Here is a 19,221-nt window from a genome sequence, read left to right on the forward strand (position 1 = left end):
GGGGATGCGTGTTCTGATCGTCGAGGACGAGCGGGTGCTCGCGGACGCCATCGCCGAGGGGCTGCGCGAGGAGGCCATGGCCGTCGACGTCGTGTACGACGGCGACGACGCGCTGGAGCTCGCGTCCTACACCGAGTACGACGTGGTCGTCCTCGACCGGGACCTGCCGACGGTGCACGGCGACGACGTGTGCCGGGAGCTGGTGGAGCGGCGGAGCCGCGGCCGGATCCTGATGCTGACGGCGGCGGGCGACGTCGGCGACCGGGTGGACGGGCTGACGCTCGGTGCCGACGACTACCTGCCGAAGCCGTTCGTGTTCAGCGAGCTGGTCGCGCGGGTGCGGGCGCTGGCGCGCAGGTCGGGGCCGCCGGTGCCGCCGGTGCTGGAGCGGCGCGGCATCCGGCTCGACCCGCACCGGCGCAGGGTGGCGCGGGACGGCCGGGAGCTGCGGCTGACCAGGAAGGAGTTCGCCGTGCTGGAGGAGCTGATGCGCGCCGAGGGCGGGGTGGTGAGCGCCGAGCGGCTGCTGGAGCGGGCGTGGGACGAGAACATCGACCCGTTCAGCAACATCGTCCGGGTCACGATGGCGACGCTGCGCCGCAAGCTCGGGCAGCCGCCGGTGATCGAGACGGTGACCGGCGCCGGGTACCGGCTGGAGGCGCGGTGAAGGCGCTGGGCGTGCAGCGGCTGAGCGTGCGGACGCGGCTGACGCTGGTGTACGGGTCGCTGTTCCTGGTGACGTCGGCGGTGCTGGTCGCGGTCACCTACCTGCTGACCGTCCGGACGATGGACGACCGGTTCTCCGGGCGCGGCGACCTCGACGCGGACACGGTCGTGCGGCTGCGGTCCGTGGCGCTGAACGGGGACCTCAGCCAGCTGACGGCGCTGAAGGCGGACGCCGACCGGCAGCTGGCGCAGCAGAAGCGGGACGTCCTGGAGCAGCTGCTGCAGAGCTCGCTGGTCACGATGCTGGTGCTCGGCGTCCTGGCCGTGGTGATCGGGTACGTGGTGGCCGGGCGGATGCTGCGCCCGCTGCACACGGTGACGGCGACGGCGCGGCGGCTGTCGGAGAGCACCATGCACGAGCGGATCGCGCTGGACGGCCCGCAGGACGAGATCAAGGACCTGGCCGACACCTTCGACCGGATGCTGGACCGGCTGAACCGCGCGTTCGACGCGCAGCGCCGGTTCGTCGCGAACGCCTCGCACGAGCTGCGCACGCCGCTGACGATCAACCGGACGGTGCTGGAGGTCGCGCTGGCGAGCCGGCGCAACCCGCCGGAGACCAAGGCGCTCGCGGAGGTGCTGCTCGGCAACACCGCCCGCCACGAGCGGCTCATCGAGGGGCTGCTGCTGCTCGCCAAGTCCGAGCGGGAGCCGGCCGTCCGGACCGGGTGCCCGCTGCCGGACGTGGTCCGCAGCGCGCTCGACCAGCTCGGCGACCCCGCGGTGGACGTGGAGGCGAGGCTCGCCCCGGCGGCCGTGTCCGGTGATCCGGTCCTGCTGGAGCGGTGCGCGGTGAACCTGCTGGAGAACGCGGTGAAGTACAACGTGCCGGACGGCCGGGTGTGGGTCCGCACGGGCACCCGGGACGGCGCGGCGTTCCTGCGGGTGGTCAACACCGGGCCGCCCGTCCCGGCCTACGAGGCCGCGGCGATCTTCGAGCCGTTCCGGCGGCTGCGCGCCGACCGGACGGGGTCGCGGGACGGCGCGGGCCTCGGCCTGTCGATCGTGCGGGCGGTGGTGCGCGCGCACGGCGGCGCGGTGGAGGCCGTGCCGCGCGCGGACGGCGGGCTGTCGGTCACCGTCCGGCTGCCCGCGGCCGCGGCCATTCCACATGCCCCTCCGGAAGCTGCCGCTCTGGGCGGGCGCTGAGCCAGCGGTGCACGACCTTGCCGGTGGCGTTGCGCGGCAGCTCGGGGATGAAGTGCACGTCGCGGGGCACCGCGTACCGGGCGACCTGGGCGTGCACGTAGTCGCGGACGGCGGCGGCGTCGAGCGACGCGCCCGGGCGGAGCACGATGTAGGCGGCGAGCCGCTGCCCCCACGCCTCGTCGGGGACGCCGGTCACCGCGGCCTCCTGGACCTCGGGGAGCCGCAGCAGCGCCTCCTCCACGTCGTGGGGGACGATGTTCTCGCCGCCGGACACCACGATCCCGTCGCCGCGGCCGTCCACGAACAGCAGCCCGCGGTGGTCGATGTGGCCGAGGTCGCCGGTGGCGAGCAGGCCGTCGCGGACCTCCATCGGCTCGCCGCCGGTGTACCCCTCGAACAGCAGCTCGTTGGCGGCGAAGATCTGGCCGCGGGTGGAGCGGCCGACCCGGCGGCCGCCGGCGTCGAGGATGGCGAGCGCGGTGTTGCGCGGCGGCCGCCCGGCGGTGCGCGGGTCGAGCCGCAGGTCGCGCGGGGTGGCGATGGACACCCAGGACACCTCGGTGGAGCCGTAGACGTTGTAGAGCCGGTCGCCGAAGGCGTCCATGAACCGGGTGGCGAGGTCGCCGGACAGCGCGGCGCCGCTCAGTGCGAAGATCCGCAGCGAGGACGTGTCGTAGCGGGCGCGGACCTGCGGGGCCAGCTCCAGGATGCGCTGGCACATGACGGGGACGGCGAACACGGTGGCGTCGCGGTGCGCGGTGACGGCGCGCAGCGTCTGCTCGGGGTCGAAGCGGCGGTGCAGGACGACCGGCGCCCGCAGCGCCCACGCCATCTGCAGCGCGGCGTAGCCCCAGGTGTGGAACAGCGGCGCCTCGACGATCATCGTCTGCCGGGCGCGCAGCGGGATCCGGGACGTCATCGAGGCGAGCGGCCACAGGCCCGGCCGGGGCGGGCGGCGGGCGCCCTTGGGGCGGCCGGTGGTGCCGGAGCTGAGCATGATGGTGCGGCTCTGGATCTGCGGCGGCCCGGCCGCCGCGGCGGCGGCGTCCACCGAGGCGATGAGCTCGCCGATGCTCGGTCCGGCGGCGGGGTAGGGCGCGGGGTCGGCGGCGGGACGCGGCGGGGGCGGCGCCGTCGCGAGCGGGACGGGCGCGGCGAGCGGCATGCCGGCGGGCGGGCGGCGGTCGGCCCACAGCACGGTGCGGCGCAGCGCGATGGGGAGGCCGGCCAGCAGCGGCGCGAACTCGGCGTCGGCGACGATGAGGGCGGGGCGCAGCTCGCCGAGCACGGCGCGGATCTGGCCGCTGCCGAACCCGGTGTTGAGCAGCACGACCTCGGCGCCGCGCCGGGAGCAGGCGACGAGCGTCAGCGCCATGCCCCGGTGGTTGCGGCACAGCACGCCGACGCGGGGGCGGGGGCCGTGCAGGGGCAGCGCGGCGGCGAGGCGGGCGGCCCGCTCGTCGAGTTCGGCGAAGGTGAGCACGCCCTCGTCGTCGATGAGCGCGGGCCGCGACGGGGACCGGGCGGCGGACGCGGCGACGAGCCCGGCGAGCGTGGTGCCCCAGTGCCGCAGCGTGCCGAGCTGGCGGGCGAGGCGGCGGGGGCCGCCGCCGAAGAGCAGGCCGGTGCGCAGCAGGAGGGCGGTGAGATCGCGGATATGGCCGATCCGCCGGCGCATCCCCGGCCGGTACGCGGGCCTCGCGTGCGTCACCGTGCCTCCTCCCACGTCACGGTACTCACCCGCCAGAGGCCGAACAAGGGCACCGCCGCGGCGCGGACGACCACCGCAATCTCGAAGTCCCCTCGCGCGCCGCGGGCGCTACGCTCGAAGCGGGTGTTCGCCTTTTCCCGGGCCCCGATCGCTCGACAGGTCAGGAGCAACCGTGAAACGAATTCTGGTCGCGGGCGGTGCCGGTTTCATCGGCTCGTGCTATGTGCGGGAGTTGCTGTCCGGCGCGTACGGCGGCCGGCACGACGCCGAAGTCACGGTGCTCGACAAGCTCACCTACGCGGGGAACCTCGCCAATCTCGCCCCGGTCGAGGGCGGCTTCCGTTTCGTGCGCGGGGACATCTGCGACGCGGATCTGCTGTCGCGTGTCGTGCCCGGTCACGACGTGGTGGTGAATTTCGCCGCCGAGACGCATGTCGACCGTTCGATCCAGGCCGCCGAGAGTTTCGTGCGCACGAACGTCCAGGGCGTCCACACCCTGATGGAGGCCTGTCTCGGCGCCGGAGTCGGACGCGTGGTCCAGGTCTCGACGGACGAGGTGTACGGCAGCATCGACACCGGCTCCTGGGATGAGCGGGCCCCGCTGGCGCCCAACTCGCCGTACTCCGCGGCGAAGGCCGGCGGGGACATGCTCGCCCGCGCCTACGCCCGGACCCACGGGCTGCCGGTGTCCATCACCCGCTGCGGCAACAATTACGGGCCCCACCAGTTCCCCGAAAAGGTCATCCCGCTGTTCATCACGAACCTGCTGGACGGGCGCACCGTTCCGCTCTACGGGGACGGCGCCAACGTCCGCGACTGGATCCACGTGGCGGACCACTGCCGGGGCATCCAGACCGCGATCGAACACGGAGAGCCCGGGGAGGTCTACCACATCGCCGGAACCGCCGAGCTGGCGAACGCCGAGCTGACCCGGCGCCTCCTCGGCGCCGTGGGCGCCGACTGGTCGCGGGTGGAACGCGTACCCGACCGCAAGGGCCACGACCGCCGCTACTCGCTCGACGACCGGAGGCTCCGCGCGCTGGGCTACGCACCCCGCGTCGCGTTCGACGACGGGCTGGCGGAGACCGTCCGCTGGTACGCCGAGAACCGGGCGTGGTGGGAGCCGCTGAAGGAGCGCCTCGCCTCGGCGGCCGCCTGAACGCCGGCCCTGGACGCCGGGGCTAACCCATGAGGCTGCCGGCGTAGTAGCCGGTCGGCCGGCGGTCGCCGCGGAAGTCGCCGTCGACGGCGCACGGCCCGCGGCGCAGGAGTTCGGCGAGCGCGATCGCGGGACGCGCCGCGTCGAACTTCGGGTCGGCCAGCCGGTGCAGGAGCAGGCCGTCTATCAGCGCCGCGAACAGGTCGGCCAGGGCTCCGGGCGTCGCGTCGGCGCGCACGAGCCCGCCGGCCTGGTCCTCGGTGAGCCGGTCGGCCAGCAGATCGCGGAAGGTCTGGAACTGCGCGGCGGTCTGCGCGCGCAGGGCGTTGTCGCGCAGCCCCTGCGCCATCGACTCGACGAGGACGCGCTGCCCGACGGACGGCCCCTCGGCGGCCAGGCCCGCGATCGCCACGACCAGCCCGTCCAGCGCGTTCTCGGCCTGCAGGATGGCGAGCACCGGCGCTTCGAGCTCGCTCTCCAGCGTGTGCGCGATCGCCGCCCGGCGGAGATCGTCCAGCGTTCCGAAGTAGTAGGCGACCAGCGCCTCGCTGGCCTCCGCCCGTTCCGCGACCACGTCGGAGGTGACCGCGTACCAGCCGCCCTCGGCCATCAGCTCGACGGCCGCCTCGAGAAGTCGCGCCCGGTTCCCGCCCGGCGGTTTGACCATCGCCATCGCGCCTCCAGATCGGCCGATTGGCACATTGCTCCGCACAAGCTAACTCACAACTTTGCATGGTGCAATGATGCAGGTCGAAGCGGTCCGGGCCGCCGGGCGCCCCGGCGTCAGGCCCAGCCGAGCGGGATGGGGGTGGTCGCCGGCGGCTCCGCTCCGGCCGCCGTGAAGGCCCGCAGCGCGGCGACCAGGGCGTGCCGCTCCCCGGCCGGCATCCGCGCGACGATCGCGGCCAGCTCGTCGCGGCGGCGCACCGTGACGGTGTCCACGACGTCGCGCCCGGCGTCGGTGAGCTGGATGCGCACCTCGCGCCTGCTGTGCGGGCTCGCCCGGCGGTCGACCAGCCCCGCGGCGACCAGCCGGTCGGTCATCCGCATCGCGGTCGAGGGGTTGACGTGGAGCTTCTCGGCGAGGGCCACCAGCTTCGACGGCCCCTGCGAGGACAGCACGACGAGCATCCGGAACTGCGGCAGGGTGATCGTCTCCTCGACCGCCGCGATCGACCGCGCGGAGACGGCGACCAGCAGGCGGGACGCCGTCAGCAGCGCCATGGTCATCTCGTCGATGCCGCACTGGTCGACCCCGGTGTCCGGGGGTCTGTCGTCCGCTTCCGGCCGTTGGTCTGCTTCCGCGCTCACGACGCCCTCCTCGCCTTCCCACCACCGGAACCCTGCGGGCCGCGCGTACCCGGCCGGGCGGCGAGCGCCCGGCCGAGCGGCCTCGTGCGGCGGTGTCCGGCGCTCAGGACTCGTCGAGCAGTTCCACCTCCTCGCCCGTGACATCGCCGACCACCGCGAACGCCTCCCGGGTCTCCGGAAGCTCCTGCGCCAGCCCCTGGGCCGCGCGCAGGAGCTCCGGCGACTCCCAGCGCCAGATGCTGATCCAGCCCTCGTCGCCGGTCCGGCCGAGCCAGGTCTCGTCGAGTCCTGAGGCGACGGCGCGGAGCGCGGACACGAGCGCGGCGTGCCGCGCCCTGATCTCTTCGGAATCGTCCGTGGCGCTGCGGAATCGGGTGACGGTCATGACGGGCTTTCCCGTAGCGGCAGAAGTCATTGGGCCAGGGTCCCGCCCCGCTCCTACAGATCGCGCACATGCGGCGTACGGCCATGCGGGGGGTCTGTGCGCGGTTCATGACGCGGCGTTCACCCGTCCTCACTCGAGCAGCAGGTCGGTCAGCGGGAACGGGCCGGGGCGGCTGGTCGCGATCATGAGGTCCTGCCCGTCCGGGCCGGCTCTCCCCGCCGATCCCCGAGGTCGCGCCGGTGACCACCGCGATCTTCTCGCACACGGCTTTATCGTCGCAAAACTTCGGTGCCGGAAGAAGAGTCCGCGTCGAATTGGATCGAGCAATCTGGGAGGTGAGGGCGGCCGACCGGGAGTGGATAGTGGAAAGGCCCGCGCCGATTCACTCACCAGCCAGGAGGGGGCCTATGGCCGAGCAGCTGAGGGCCGTGGTCGAGCAACTCTACAAGGGGCTCAACTCCGCCGACGTCGAATTGCTCCCCAAGCTCTTCGACCCGGCCGCCGAGATCCTGACCCCGACGTCGCTTCCCTGGTCGACCGGTCACTACACGGGACCGGACGGCCCCGCCCGGTATTTCCAGGGCGCGGTGGAAATGCTGGAGGCGACGCGGTTCGAGGTCGAGGCCATCCGCGTCGACGGCGACTGGGCGGCCGCCTTCGGCGACTGGACCGGCCGGTTCCGCGAATCCGGCGGCGAATTCAACGTGCGTTTCGTTCATTTCTGGACCTTCCGGGACGGGAAAGTCGTGCACTGCGAAGGCATCTCGGACACCGTCGGCATCGTCGAGGCGTTCGAGGCGACCGGCACCCGAGCCTGACCGCCGCCGGGAAGGGTGTGAGGATCGCCATGGCCACACGAGCCCCGCTCCAGTACGCGGCGGCACTCGAGGAGCCCGTCACGGCGCCGGGCCGCGCGCTGCTCGACCGGCTCGCCGAGCACCTGCCGCGGATCCGCGCGGCGGCCGCCGGCAACGACCGCGAGGGCGCCTTTCCCGTCGACACCTTCGACGCGTTCCGCAAGACCGGGCTGATGGGCGCGACCGTGCCCGCCCGGCTGGGCGGCCTCGGCGTCGACCGGCTGTACGACGCCGCGGTCGCGCTCCTGGAGGTGGCCAAGGCGGACGCGTCGACCGCGCTGGCCCTGCACATGCAGTTCAGCCGGGGGCTCACCCTCGGCTTCGAATGGCGGCACGGGGACCGGCGGGCCGCGGCGCTGGCCGAACGGCTGCTGCGGCTCATGGCGGCCGGCGAGGCGGTCGTGTGCAGCGGCATCAGGGACCACCACTCGGTGGTGACGACGCTGTCGCCCGACGGCTCGGGCGGCTGGCTGCTCTCCGGCCGCAAGACCCTGGTCAGCATGGGCCCGATCGGCACGCACTTCGTCATCAACGCGCAGACCGACGTGCCCGGCGAACCTCCCCGGCTGGTCTCCCCCGTCGTCACCCGCGGCACCCGCGGGCTGGCGGTGCTCGACAACTGGGACGGCCTCGGGATGCGGGCCTCCGGCACCGTCGACGTCGTCTTCGACGACTGCCCCGTGCCCGCGGGGGACGTGCTCGTCCGCGATCCGGTGGGCGCACGGAACGACGCCGTGCTCGCCGGGCAGACGGTCAGCTCGGTCGCCATGCTGGGCATCTACGCCGGGGTCGCCCAGGCCGCCCGCGACAGCACCGTCGCGGCCGTCGGACGCCGCTCCGCGGCGCCCGGCGGCGCGACCCGCACGCTCCTCGCGGAGATCGACGCGCGGCTCTACGCGCTGCGCGCGGCCGCGGGCGCGGCGCTGGCGACGGCCGACGGCGCCGGCGCCGACCTCGACGGCGACCGCTCCGAGCGCGGCCGCAGGATGATGCGGTCCTTCCAGTGCGCCAAGATGCTGGTCAACCAGCTCGCGCCGATGGTCGTCAGCGACTGCCTGACCCTGGTCGGCGGCGCCGCGTACACCGCGTCCCACGAGCTCGGCCGGCTCTACCGCGACGTGCGGGCGGGCGGGTTCATGCAGCCCTACACCTACGTCGACGGGGTCGACTTCCTGAGCGCCCAGGCGCTGGGCATCGACCGGGACAACAACTACATGAGCACCTGGGCGGCGCGGCCCGGGCGGAACGGCGGAGCCGGAGACGCGGAGGTGGCGCCGTGAGCCGCACGACCACCCGGGTGTGGGACTACCTGGCGGAGTACGAGGACGAGAAGGCCGACCTGCTCGACGCCGTCGCGACCGTGTTCGAGTCGGGTCAGCTGGTGCTCGGCCAGAGCGTCCGGGGGTTCGAAGCCGAGTTCGCCGAGTACCACGGGGTCGCCCACTGCACCGGCGTCGACAACGGCACCAACGCCGTCCTGCTCGGCCTCCAGGCGCTGGGGGTCGGCCCCGGCGCCGAGGTGATCACGGTGTCCAACACCGCGGCCCCCACGGTCGTGGCCATCGACGCCGCCGGCGCGACGCCGGTCTTCGTGGACGTGAACGAGGGCGACCACCTCATGGACACCTCCCAGGTGGCGGACGCGATCACGCCCCTCACGAAGGCCCTGCTCCCGGTGCACCTCTACGGGCAGTGCGTGGACATGGCCCCGCTCGAACGGCTGGCCGCCGAGCACGGCCTGCACATCCTGGAGGACTGCGCGCAGGCGCACGGCGCCCGCCACCACGGCCGGACGGCCGGGACGATGGGCGACGCGGCGGCCTTCTCGTTCTACCCGACCAAGGTGCTCGGGGCCTACGGCGACGCCGGCGCCGTCATCACCGACGACGCGGACACCGACGCGAACCTGCGCCGGCTGCGCTACTACGGGATGGCGGAGAAGTACTACGTCGTCCGGACGCCGGGGCACAACTCGCGTCTCGACGAGGTGCAGGCCGAGATCCTCCGCCGCAAGCTCCGCCGCCTCGACGCCTACATCGCGCGGCGCCGGGAGGTCGCGCGGCGCTACGAGGAGGGGCTCGGCGACCTCACCGGCCCCGGCGGGCTGACGCTGCCGTCGACGGCCCCGGGGAACGAGCACGTCTACTACGTGTACGTCGCGCGCCACCCGCGCCGCGACGAGATCATCGAGCGCCTGAAGGCCTACGACATCGCGCTGAACATCAGCTACCCGTGGCCCGTGCACACCATGAGCGGGTTCGCGAAGCTCGGCTACGCCGAGGGCGCGCTGCCGGTCACCGAGCGGCTCGCCGGCGAGATCTTCTCGCTGCCCATGTACCCGTCCCTGTCCGCAGACCTCCAGGACACGGTGATCGACGCGCTGCGCGAGGTGCTGGCCGCGCTCTGACGGCCGGGACGGACACGCCTCACCCGCAAAGGAGCCCGACCATGACCGATCGTGCCGACGTGTCCGCGCCCGCCGGCTGCCGCGTCTGCGGGGCAGGCGTCGAGGAGTTCCTGGACCTCGGCCGCCAGCCGCTGTCCGACCGCTTCCGCGACCCGGCCGACGACGGCGCGGAGTTCTTCTACCGGCTCGCCGTCGGGCGCTGCGGGTCGTGCACGATGGTCCAGCTCGTCGACGAGGTGCCCCGCGACCTGATGTTCCACGCCGACTACCCCTACCACTCGTCGGGGTCGTCGGTGATGCGGGAGCACTTCACGGGCGTCGCCCGCCGGTTCCTCGCCACCGAGCTCACCCGCCCCGACCCGTTCATCGTGGAGATGGGCTGCAACGACGGCATCATGCTGGAGACGATCAAGGACGCGGGCGTGCGCCATCTGGGCTTCGAGCCCTCCTCGGGCGTCGCCCGGCTGGCCGCCGCCAAGGGCGTGCGGGTGCGGACCGACTTCTTCGGGGGCGCCACGGCGGCGGAGGTCCGCGCGGCCGAGGGCGCGGCCGACGTCGTCTACGCGGCGAACACCCTGTGCCACATCCCGTACATGCCGTCGGTCTTCGAGGGCGCCGACGCGCTCCTGGCACCGGACGGCGTGTTCGTCTTCGAGGACCCCTACCTCGGCGACATCGTCGCCAAGTCGAGCTTCGACCAGATCTACGACGAGCACTTCTTCCTGTTCTCGGCGTCCTCCGTGCACCTGATGGCCGCGGCGTTCGGCTTCGAGCTGGTCGACGTCGAGCGGCTCGCCGTCCACGGCGGCGAGGTGCGGTACACCCTCGCCCGGGCGGGCGCCCGCACGCCGTCGGAGGCCGTGCGGACGCTGCTCGCCGCGGAGCGCCGGCAGCGGCTGACCGAACCGTCGGCCCTGCTCGGGTTCGCGGCGAACGTGGGACGGATCCGGGACGACCTCGTCGGCCTGCTGCGCGGCCTGCGGGCCGAGGGGGCCACCGTGGCCGGGTACGGCGCGACGGCCAAGAGCGCCACGGTGACGAACTTCTGCGGGATCGGGCCCGACCTCGTCCCGTTCGTGTGCGACACGACCCCCGCCAAGCAGCACCGGCTGACGCCCGGGCGGCACATCCCGGTCCGGCCTCCGACCGCCTTCCGCGACCCCTACCCGGACTACGCGCTGCTCTTCGCCTGGAACCACGCCGAGGAGATCATGGCCAAGGAGCAGGAGTTCACGGCCGCCGGCGGGCGCTGGATCCTGTACGTGCCCGACGTGCACCTGGTCTGACCGGGGACACGCCGCGCGCGGGCGTGCCGGATCCGGCCGGGACCGGATCCGGCACGTCGGCTCAGGTCCGGCGGCGGTAGGCCAGCACCGCGAGCGGCGCGAACACCACGACCAGGCCCGCGGACCACAGCAGGGACCTGGTCACCGGCCCCGCCACCTCGCCGCCGATGAGCAGGCCGCGGCACGCCTCCATGGTGTGGCCGACGGGGTTGATCTTCGCCCACGCCTGCAGCCAGCCCGGCAGCGTCTCGGTGGGCGCGACCATGTCGGTGCCGAAGGCCAGGGGGAAGATGCTGAGCGCGACGATGGTCTGCACGGAGGCGGTCTCCTTGATGACCATGCCCAGCAGGACCCAGAGCCAGCTCAGGCTCATGCCGAAGACGATGGTCAGCAGCCCCGCCGCGAGCGCCGAGAGCGGATCGGTCTCGATCCGGAACCCCAGCAGGTAGCCGAACAGCAGCAGCGTGACAATGGAGACGAGGTAGCGCACCACGTCGGCCAGCACCGAGCCGATCAGCGGGGCCGAGCGGCTGATGGGCAGGCTGCGGAACCGGTCGAAGATGCCCTTCTTGATGTCCAGGGACAGGTTGACGCCGGTGGCGATCATGCCCGCCATGATCGCCGACAGCACCAGGATCGCGGGCAGCGTCCGCTGCAGGTAGGCGTGCGTGGAGCCGGAGACGGCGCCGCCGAACATGTAGACGAAGATCAGCAGGAAGGTGACCGGCGCGATGACCGCGTCGCTGATGCTGATCGGGTTCCGCTTGATCTTGATCAGGTTGCGCCGGGCCAGCGCGAGGCTGTGCCACAGGAGCGCGTACCGGCGGTGCGGCGGCGCCTCGTGGCGGACGCGGGCGTCCTCTCCGGCCGGGGCGACCGCGGACGTGGTCTCGGACGTGGTCTCGCTCATGCCGGTTCCTCCTCGTCGTCGTCCTCCTGCTTGGCCGAGCTGCGGCCGGTGAGCGTGAAGAACACCTCGTCCAGGCTCGGCAGCCGCAGCGCGAGCTCGGTCACGCCGATGCCCGCCGCCTCCAGCTCGCGGACGGTCCGGTTGAGCTCCGCGTCACCGTCCACCTGGACGGTCACGACGTCCCGGCCATGGGCCTCGGCCCGGCGGCCGGCCACCCTGCCGATGATGGCGGCGACCTCCTCCAGCCGCTCGGCGTCCTTCGGCCGCACGGAGATGGTCTGGCCCCCGACGAGCGCCTTCAGCTCCGCGGCGGTCCCGCGCGCGATGACCTGGCCGTGGTCGATGACCACGATGTCGTCGGCCAGCGCGTCGGCCTCCTCCAGGTACTGCGTGGTCAGCAGCACGGCCCCGCCGCCGTCGGTCATCGACCGGATCATCCGCCACACGTCCCCGCGCTTGCCGGGGTCCAGGCCGGTCGTCGGCTCATCGAGGTAGATGACGGCCGGCCGGCCGATGAGGCTCGCGGCCAGGTCGAGGCGGCGCCGCATCCCGCCGGAGTAGGTGCCGACCTTCTGCCCGCCAGCGTCGGAGAGCTCGAACCGTTCGAGCATCCGCGCGGCGCGTGCCTGGGACTCCTTTCGGCGGAGGTTGAGCAGCTGGCCGATCAGCGCGAGGTTCTCCAGCCCGGTGAGGTCCTCGTCCACCGAGGCGTACTGGCCGGTGAGGCCGATCAGTTCGCGCACCCGCGCGGCATCCCGGACGACGTCGTATCCGCACGCCATCGCCCGGCCCTCGTCCGGTTGCAGGAGCGTGGCCAGAATGCGCACGGCCGTCGTCTTGCCCGCCCCGTTGGGGCCGAGCACGCCGAGCACGCTTCCGGGCCGCGCCGCGAGGTCGACTCCCGCGAGCGCGGTGGTCTCACCGAATCTCTTGACCAGGCCCTCGGTTTGAAACGCATAGGTCATGCCGCCGAGCGTGACAGCCGTTGCTGGCAGATCGCCTACAGAACGCTTGCAGCGGAATCCGCTTCAATGCGGGCCCTCAATTCATCCTTCAGCAGGCCCTCAGCGCGCCCTTCTAAACTTCGTCGGCACATGCCTCGCCACCGGTGCAAGGAGTCCAGATGCGCGTTCTGTTCGTGACATTCGCCGCCCCCAGCCATCTGCAGAACATGGTCACGACGGCATGGGCGCTGCAGACCGCGGGGCACGAGGTGCGGGTCGCCAGCCAGCCCGATCTGGTCGACGCCATCACCTCGACCGGGCTCACCGCGGTTCCGGTGGGCGAGTCGCACGACCTCGCCCAGCAGGTCCAGGAGATCAACGAGAACCTCGACCAGGAAAATGTCATGGAACCGCAAAACGCGGGCGACGCCGGCCTCGATATGAACGAGTTGCGCCCGGAGAAACTCACCCGGGAGTACATGCTGAAGGTATTCGGCACGATGACGCCATTCGTCTTCCAGAACTGCTCGCCGGACGCCATGATCGACGACCTGGTCGGATTCGCCCGCCACTGGCGGCCCGACCTGGTGGTGTGGGACACCTTCACCTTCGCCGGGGCGATCGCGGCGCGCGCCTGCGGCGCCGCCCACGCGCGGCTGATCGCCGGACTCGACCTGATGGGCGCCATGCGGACCCGCTTCGTCGCCGACCGCGACCGGCGGCCCGCCGCCGAGCGCGAGGACCCGCTCAGGGACTGGCTGGCGGACCGCCTGGAACGGCACGGCGCCACGTTCGACGACGAGGTCGCGGTCGGGCAGTGGACGATCACCCCCACGCCCCGCTCGCTGAGCCTGCCGGTCCCGCTGCACTACGTGCCGGCCCGGTTCGTCCCCTACAACGGCCGGTCCGTCGTGCCGGACTGGCTGCGCGAGCCGCCGCGCCGCAAGCGGGTGTGCCTCACGCTCGGGCTGTCCTACCGCGACATGTGGGGCGGCGTCTCCCGGCTCGGCGACATGCTCGCCGCCGTCGCCGACCTCGACGTCGAGGTGGTCGCCGCCCTCAGCGCCGACCAGCGCGAGGCGCTCGGCGGCCTGCCCGGCAACGTGCGGCTGGTCGACTTCGTGCCGCTGAGCGCCGTGCTGCCGGACTCCTCGGCGATCATCCACCACGGCGGTGTCAAGACGTTCGCGACGGCCGTGTCCTGCGCCGTCCCCCAGCTGATCGTCCCCGAGGGGCAGTGGGACACCGCCCACCTCGCGCGGCGCGCCGAGGACGGCGGCTTCGGGCTCGCCGTCGAGGACCCCCGGAGCATCGAGCCCAAGGAGTTCGCGCGCCTCGTCGCCCGGCTGGTGGACGAGCCGTCGTTCGCGCGGGCCGCGCGGGACCTGCGCCGCGAGACCCTCGCCATGCCCGCCCCCAACGAGATCGTGCCCTCGCTCGAGGCGCTCACCGCCGCGCACCGCGCCCAGGCCGGCTGAGCGCCGCCGCGACCGACGGGAAAGGGAGACCATGAGCCGACCCCACGACATCGCCGGCATCGCCGCCCGGCTGCGCGACACGATCGGCGGCGCCGTCCACCGCGCCGGCGACGACGGCTACGACGACGCCCGCCTGCCCTGGCGCAGGCTCACCGAGGTCAGCCCGGCCCTGGTGGCCGAGGCGACCGGTGCGGGCGACGTGCGCGACATCCTGCTCGCCGCCCGCGAGGGCGGGCTGCCGCTGGTCGTCCAGGCGACCGGGCACGGGACCATCCGCTCCTACGAGGGCGGCCTCATGCTCCGGACCGGCGCCATGACCGGCGTCGAGGTCGACCCGGAGCGCCGGACCGCGCGGGTCGGGGCCGGGGCGACCTGGGGCGACGTCCTCGCGGCGGCGGCCCCGCACGGCCTGATGCCGCTGTCGGGGACGGCGCTGTCGGTGGGCGTCGTCGGGTACACCCTCGGCGGCGGCGCGAGCCTGCTGTCGCGCCGGCACGGGTTCGCGGCCGACAGCGTGGTGCGCGCCGAGGTCGTGACCGCGGAGGGCAAGGTGCTGGCGGCCGACGCCGAGGAGAACCCCGACCTGTTCTGGGCGCTGCGCGGCGGGGGCGGCAACTTCGGGATCGTGACCTCCATGGAGTTCCGGCTGTACCCGCTCACCCACGTCTACGGCGGCATGGCGATGTTCGACATCGGGCGGGCCGAGCAGGCGATCGCCCGCTACCGCGAGTGGGCCCCCGGCCAGCCGGACGACCTGAGCACGGCGCTGGTCCTGCTCAAGATGCCGGACTCCCCGCAGCTCCCCGAGCCGATGCGGGGCATGCGCGCGCTCGGCCTGCGGGTCGTCCACGCCGGCGACGCCGACGAGGCCGAACGCCTTCTCGCCCCGCTGCGCGCGGCCGCCGGGGAACCGATCATGTACCCGCTGCGGACGATGCCGTGCGCGGACATGACCACGGAGATCTTCGGTCCGCCGCCGCCGCCGATGCTCGTCGAGAGCAGCATCGACCTGGCCCGGGACCTGCCCGGCGAGCTGGCCGGCGTCTGCGTGGACGCGGTCATGGCGGACGGGCCGGTGGCGGCGGTCGAGCTGCGCTACTGGGGCGGCGCGATGGCGCGGCCGGAGCCGGGCGCCGGGCCCGTCGGCCACCGCGACGTGCCGTTCTCGATCATCACGGGCAGCGCCCCCGCCGCGGGCAGGGAGCAGATCACCGAGGCCAGGTCCGCCATCGACACGCTCGTGTCGGCCCTGCGGCCGCACCTCACCGGCGGCGCCTTCCTGAACTTCCTCGAGGACCCGGACGTGACCGCGACCGCCTACACCGCCGCCGACCACCGGCGGCTGACCGAGGTGAAGCGCGCGTACGACCCCGACAACGTCTTCGCGGGCAACCACAACATCCCGCCCGCGCGGTGAGGGCGCCCGCCGCGCACGCACCGCTTCCGCCGGCAAGGAGGCCGTCATGACCGAGATCGCCAACACCGCCCAGGCCGAGTCGTGGAACGGCCACGACGGCCTTCGGCACGCCGCGCAGCCGGACCGCTGGGACCGGGTGAACGGCGTCTTCAACGCCGACCTCTTCGCCGCCGCCGACATCGGGCCGCAGGACCGCGTCCTCGACATCGGGTGCGGCAACGGCCAGACGACGCGGCTCGCCGCCCGGCGGACCGCGGCCGAGGCGGTGGGCATCGACCTGTCCACCGCCATGCTGGCGACGGCGCGGGCCAAGGCCGCCGCGGAGGGCCTGTCCAACGCGCGCTTCGTGCACGGCGACGCGCAGGTGCACCCGTTCCCCGACGCCGCCTTCGACGTGGCCGTCAGCAGGTTCGCGCTCACCTTCTTCTCCGAGCCGGTGACCGCGATGACGAACATCGCCCGGGCGCTGCGCCCGGGCGCCCGGCTGGCCTCGCTGAGCGTCGGCGACTACCGCGACGGGGACTGGCTGAAGGTCTTCACCCACATGATGGCGAACCTGCCCGTGCCGCTCATGGGCGAGCCGACGCCCAGCGACGGGTTCACCGATCCGGAGGGCATCGCCCGGGTGCTCGACGGGGCCGGGTTCACCCGGGTGTCGACGCACGAGGTCGTCCAGGTGAGCGTCTGGGGCACCGACGCCGAGGACGCCGCCGACTTCATGCTCTCCTACGGCCGGATCCACCAGATCCTCCAGGGCCTCGAACCCGAGGCGGCGGCGGAGGTCCGCCGGGCCGTCGCGGGGGCGTTCCGCCCGTTCGAACGGCCCGACGGCGTCCGCATGACCACGCCGGCCTGGCTGACCACCGCAGTCCGCCCCTGACTCAGAACACCCCGATGTCGCGCCGGCGGAGCCGGTACGCCGCCGCGGCCACCAGCACGGCCGCGCAGCCCGCGAACCACAGCAGCGGCGCGGCGTCGACCGGCCCGCCCGGCGCCTTCGGCGTGTGGGTGAACGGCGAGAGGTCGAGCACGGCCTGGTGCAGTTTCAGGCTGGAGCCCAGCTCGGTGAGCAGCACGGCACCGATCGCCAGCGCCCACATCGCGGAGGTGAGGCGCGGGAGGTAGGCGTGGACGGCGTAGGCCGCCGCCGCCGTCAGCAGCGCGGCCGGGACCTGGACCAGGGCGCCTCCCAGCACCCGGGGGAGCTGCCCGCCCAGGTCGCCGGCGCGCAGCCCGTAGACCAGCCCCGTCAGGAGCCCCGCGGCGATCATGATGGCCGCGACGCCGAGGGCCGCGGCCGCCAGGTGGGCGGCGGACCACCGCCCCCTCCGGACGGCCCCGGCCAGCACCATGTCCGTGCGGAGCGCGTCCTCCTCCGCGCGCAGGCGCTGCACGGCGGAGACCGCGTAGACGGCCGTGACCATGCCCGCGATGCTCAGCGTCCAGGCGATCCAGCCGTCGGCGGGCGACGCCGAGCCGCCGAGCCGCGCGAGCAGTTCGGCGGAGTCGCTGCCCGGCTCGGCCATGTCCTCCATCTCGATGGCGAACGAGCCGAACGCGACCGCGAACAGCGCGACGCCGATCCCCCAGCCGATCATCGCGCCGCGCTGCAGCCGCCAGGCCAGCGCCCACGCGGTGCCGAACCGGCCGGTGGCGGTGGCGCGGCCGGGCCGCGCCGGGATCAGGCCCGCACCCACGTCGCGGCGGACGCCCAGGGCCGCGGCGGCCGCGACGGCCAGGACCGCGCAGGCGAACGGCAGGAGCAGCACCCACCAGCGCTCCCCGGCGAACGGGCGGACCTGGAACGCCCAGCCGAACGGGGACGCCCAGGACAGGTGCCGCAGCGGGCTCTGCGGGTCGGCGACCAGGCTCGCGTCGCCGATGGCGCGGAGCACGATCGACGCGCCGAACACGCCGGCGGAGGCTCCGATCGCCGTCCGCGAGTGCTCGAAGACCTGCGCGAACAGCACGCCGACCCCGACGAAGAGCCAGCCGACGAGCGTGACGGCCAGTCCGTAGGCGACGCAGCCGGCCGCCGGCAGCCCGAACGCGGCGGTCAGGACGGCCGCGAGCAGCCCGGCGAGCAGGCCGAGGCCGCCCGCCACCAGCAGCGCGGTCGCCAGCCGGCCCTGCCGGCCCACCGCCGCGGACGAGACGAGCTCGGCCCGGCCCGTCTCCTCCTCCGCCCGGGTGTACCGCACGGCCAGCAGCAGGCCGGCGAGCGCCACCGCGAACATGACGATGGTGAGCGACTCGGCGACGACGATGCCCCCGAGCTCGGTCAGCCGGTAGAGCGGGCCGCTGAAGGCGGCCGCCGCGGCGCTGTCCCCGAGGTTCTCGGCGTACGTCCGCCGCTCGGCCGCCTCCTGGTAACCACCGGTCACCCCGTTGACCAGCGAGGCCAGGATGCCGAGCGTCAGCAGCGGCCAGACGGCGAGGCGGATGCGGTCGCGCCGCAGCATCATGCGGGTGAGCGCGCCGCAGCCGGCGATGTCGGGACCGCGGCGCCCGCGGCGCCCGGCGGCCCGGCTCGGCGGGGCGGCGGCCGGCGCCCGGGCGGTCACAGCGCCGCCCCCGCGCTCGGCGCCGCCGCCCCGGACCGGTAGTGGCGCAGGAACATCTCCTCCAGCGAGGGCGGCTGGCTGACCAGCTCGCGGATGTCGTACGGCGCCAGGCGCTCCAGCACCGCCCCGATCCGGCCGGACTCGACCTGGCACGACAGCCAGCCGTCCGCGACGGCGACCTCGTGGGCGCCGGGCAGGTCGAGGGGCTCCGCCGTGCCCGGCGGACGGCCGAGCAGCACCCGGACGCGGGTCCGGGTAAGGTGCCGGAGCTCGTCGAGCGTTCCCGTCTCGACGATGCCGCCCTCCCGGATGATGGTGATCCGCTCGCAGAGCTGCTCGACCTCGGCGAGGATGTGGCTGGCCAGGAAGACGGTGCGGCCCGCGCGGCGCTCCTCGGCCACGCAGTCCTTGAAGACCTCCGCCATGAGCGGGTCCAGGCCCGAGGTGGGCTCGTCGAGGATCAGCAGCTCGACCCGCGAGGCGAGCGCCGCGACCAGCGCGACCTTCTGCCGGTTGCCCTTGGAGTAGGTCCGCGCCTTCTTGCGCGGGTCGAGTTCGAACCGCTCGAGCAGGTCGTCGCGGCGGGCGGTGTCGAGACCGCCGCGCAGCCGGCCGAGCAGGTCGATGATCTCGCCGCCGGAGATGTTCGGCCACAGGCTGACGTCTCCCGGCACGTAGGCGAGCCGCCGGTGCAGCCGCGTGGCGTCCCGCCACGGGTCGCCGTCCAGCAGCCGGACGGATCCGGCGTCGGCCCGCAGCAGGCCCAGCAGCACCCGGATCGTGGTGCTCTTGCCCGCCCCGTTGGGCCCCAGGAAGCCGTGCACTTCTCCGGCCTGGACGCCGAGGTCGATGCCTGCGAGCGCGGTGGTCGCGCCGAAGCGCTTGACCAGGCCCTCGGTCTGGAACGCGTAGTTCAT

General features: G+C 73.7%; 18 protein-coding genes. 10 read left to right on the plus strand and 8 right to left on the minus strand.

Annotated features, from left to right (window positions below; all coding sequences use genetic code 11):
- Positions 1-4 precede the first annotated feature (4 nt).
- Together HUT06_RS29080 and HUT06_RS29085 are read left to right on the plus strand one after the other, a co-directional pair.
- Positions 5-667 (plus strand): response regulator transcription factor, encoded by a 663-nt coding sequence (locus tag HUT06_RS29080; protein WP_138638225.1) that lies wholly within the window; start codon positions 5-7, stop codon positions 665-667.
- Complete coding sequence (locus tag HUT06_RS29085; protein ID WP_254715443.1) at positions 664-1,875, plus strand: cell wall metabolism sensor histidine kinase WalK; 1,212 nt, start codon at positions 664-666, stop codon at positions 1,873-1,875. Before HUT06_RS29080 ends, HUT06_RS29085 begins: the two co-directional genes overlap by 4 nt.
- Here HUT06_RS29085 and HUT06_RS29090 read toward each other — a convergent pair.
- A complete protein-coding gene (locus HUT06_RS29090) occupies positions 1,802-3,586 on the minus strand; it encodes an AMP-binding protein (protein WP_368406995.1) in 1,785 nt (594 codons plus the stop codon). The two genes, HUT06_RS29085 and HUT06_RS29090, sit on opposite strands and share 74 nt — an antisense overlap.
- Before the next feature lie 172 nt (positions 3,587-3,758).
- Between HUT06_RS29090 and rfbB the strand changes: the two genes are divergently transcribed.
- The gene (gene rfbB / locus HUT06_RS29095) at positions 3,759-4,745 is read left to right on the plus strand and encodes a dTDP-glucose 4,6-dehydratase (protein WP_176198620.1); all 987 of its coding nucleotides are present in this window, start codon (positions 3,759-3,761) and stop codon (positions 4,743-4,745) included.
- Between the two features lie 22 nt (positions 4,746-4,767).
- Here rfbB and HUT06_RS29100 read toward each other — a convergent pair whose 3' ends face one another.
- From HUT06_RS29100 to HUT06_RS29110, 3 genes are all read right to left on the minus strand, one after another.
- Positions 4,768-5,418 (minus strand): TetR/AcrR family transcriptional regulator, encoded by a 651-nt coding sequence (locus HUT06_RS29100; protein ID WP_176198621.1) that lies wholly within the window; start codon positions 5,416-5,418, stop codon positions 4,768-4,770.
- A 110-nt stretch (positions 5,419-5,528) separates the two neighbouring features.
- Positions 5,529-6,056 carry a MarR family winged helix-turn-helix transcriptional regulator gene (locus HUT06_RS29105; protein ID WP_254715444.1) on the minus strand — a complete coding sequence of 176 codons (528 nt, stop codon included), beginning with the start codon at positions 6,054-6,056 and terminating at the stop codon, positions 5,529-5,531.
- Between the two features lie 103 nt (positions 6,057-6,159).
- Complete coding sequence (locus HUT06_RS29110) at positions 6,160-6,441, minus strand: hypothetical protein (RefSeq protein ID WP_176198622.1); 282 nt, start codon at positions 6,439-6,441, stop codon at positions 6,160-6,162.
- Between the two features lie 407 nt (positions 6,442-6,848).
- Here HUT06_RS29110 and HUT06_RS29115 point away from each other — a divergent pair, with 407 nt between their 5' ends.
- The 4 genes from HUT06_RS29115 to HUT06_RS29130 are packed head-to-tail and all read left to right on the plus strand — an operon-like array spanning position 6,849 to position 10,991.
- Entirely contained in the window at positions 6,849-7,259 is a 411-nt protein-coding gene (locus HUT06_RS29115) for a nuclear transport factor 2 family protein (protein WP_176198623.1), read from the plus strand.
- A gap of 29 nt (positions 7,260-7,288) precedes the next feature.
- Positions 7,289-8,578: an acyl-CoA dehydrogenase family protein gene (locus tag HUT06_RS29120; RefSeq protein WP_176198624.1), complete on the plus strand. Its 1,290-nt coding sequence runs from the start codon at positions 7,289-7,291 to the stop codon at positions 8,576-8,578.
- On the plus strand, positions 8,575-9,705 hold the full coding sequence (locus tag HUT06_RS29125) for a DegT/DnrJ/EryC1/StrS aminotransferase family protein (RefSeq protein WP_176198625.1): 1,131 nt from the start codon (positions 8,575-8,577) through the stop codon (positions 9,703-9,705). The genes HUT06_RS29120 and HUT06_RS29125 overlap by 4 nt, the downstream gene beginning before the upstream one ends.
- A 41-nt stretch (positions 9,706-9,746) precedes the next feature.
- Positions 9,747-10,991, plus strand: a complete 1,245-nt coding sequence (locus HUT06_RS29130; protein WP_176198626.1) for a class I SAM-dependent methyltransferase — start codon at positions 9,747-9,749, stop codon at positions 10,989-10,991.
- 61 nt (positions 10,992-11,052) lie between these two features.
- Here the strand turns inward: HUT06_RS29130 and HUT06_RS29135 are convergent, their stop codons facing one another.
- Positions 11,053-11,901, minus strand: coding sequence for an ABC transporter permease (locus tag HUT06_RS29135; RefSeq protein ID WP_176198627.1), 849 nt, complete (start codon positions 11,899-11,901; stop codon positions 11,053-11,055).
- Positions 11,898-12,866, minus strand: coding sequence for an ATP-binding cassette domain-containing protein (locus HUT06_RS29140; RefSeq protein ID WP_176198628.1), 969 nt, complete (start codon positions 12,864-12,866; stop codon positions 11,898-11,900). Before HUT06_RS29140 ends, HUT06_RS29135 begins: the two co-directional genes overlap by 4 nt.
- Positions 12,867-13,024: 158 nt before the next feature.
- Here HUT06_RS29140 and HUT06_RS29145 point away from each other — a divergent pair, with 158 nt between their 5' ends.
- From HUT06_RS29145 to HUT06_RS29155, 3 genes are read left to right on the plus strand one after another with little or no spacing between them, the layout of a single operon-like run.
- Entirely contained in the window at positions 13,025-14,323 is a 1,299-nt protein-coding gene (locus tag HUT06_RS29145; protein ID WP_176198629.1) for an activator-dependent family glycosyltransferase, read from the plus strand.
- Positions 14,324-14,354: 31 nt separating this feature from the next.
- Positions 14,355-15,740, plus strand: a complete 1,386-nt coding sequence (locus tag HUT06_RS29150) for an FAD-binding oxidoreductase (RefSeq protein WP_176198630.1) — start codon at positions 14,355-14,357, stop codon at positions 15,738-15,740.
- A gap of 46 nt (positions 15,741-15,786) precedes the next feature.
- A complete protein-coding gene (locus tag HUT06_RS29155; protein ID WP_176198631.1) occupies positions 15,787-16,620 on the plus strand; it encodes a class I SAM-dependent methyltransferase in 834 nt (277 codons plus the stop codon).
- Position 16,621: 1 nt separating this feature from the next.
- Here HUT06_RS29155 and HUT06_RS29160 read toward each other — a convergent pair whose 3' ends face one another.
- Both HUT06_RS29160 and HUT06_RS29165 read right to left on the minus strand, forming a co-directional pair.
- Complete coding sequence (locus tag HUT06_RS29160) at positions 16,622-18,304, minus strand: ABC transporter permease (RefSeq protein WP_176198632.1); 1,683 nt, start codon at positions 18,302-18,304, stop codon at positions 16,622-16,624.
- A complete protein-coding gene (locus tag HUT06_RS29165; protein ID WP_176198633.1) occupies positions 18,301-19,221 on the minus strand; it encodes an ABC transporter ATP-binding protein in 921 nt (306 codons plus the stop codon). The genes HUT06_RS29160 and HUT06_RS29165 overlap by 4 nt, the downstream gene beginning before the upstream one ends.

It is taken from the genome of Actinomadura sp. NAK00032, from assembly GCF_013364275.1.
GTDB lineage: Bacteria > Actinomycetota > Actinomycetes > Streptosporangiales > Streptosporangiaceae > Spirillospora.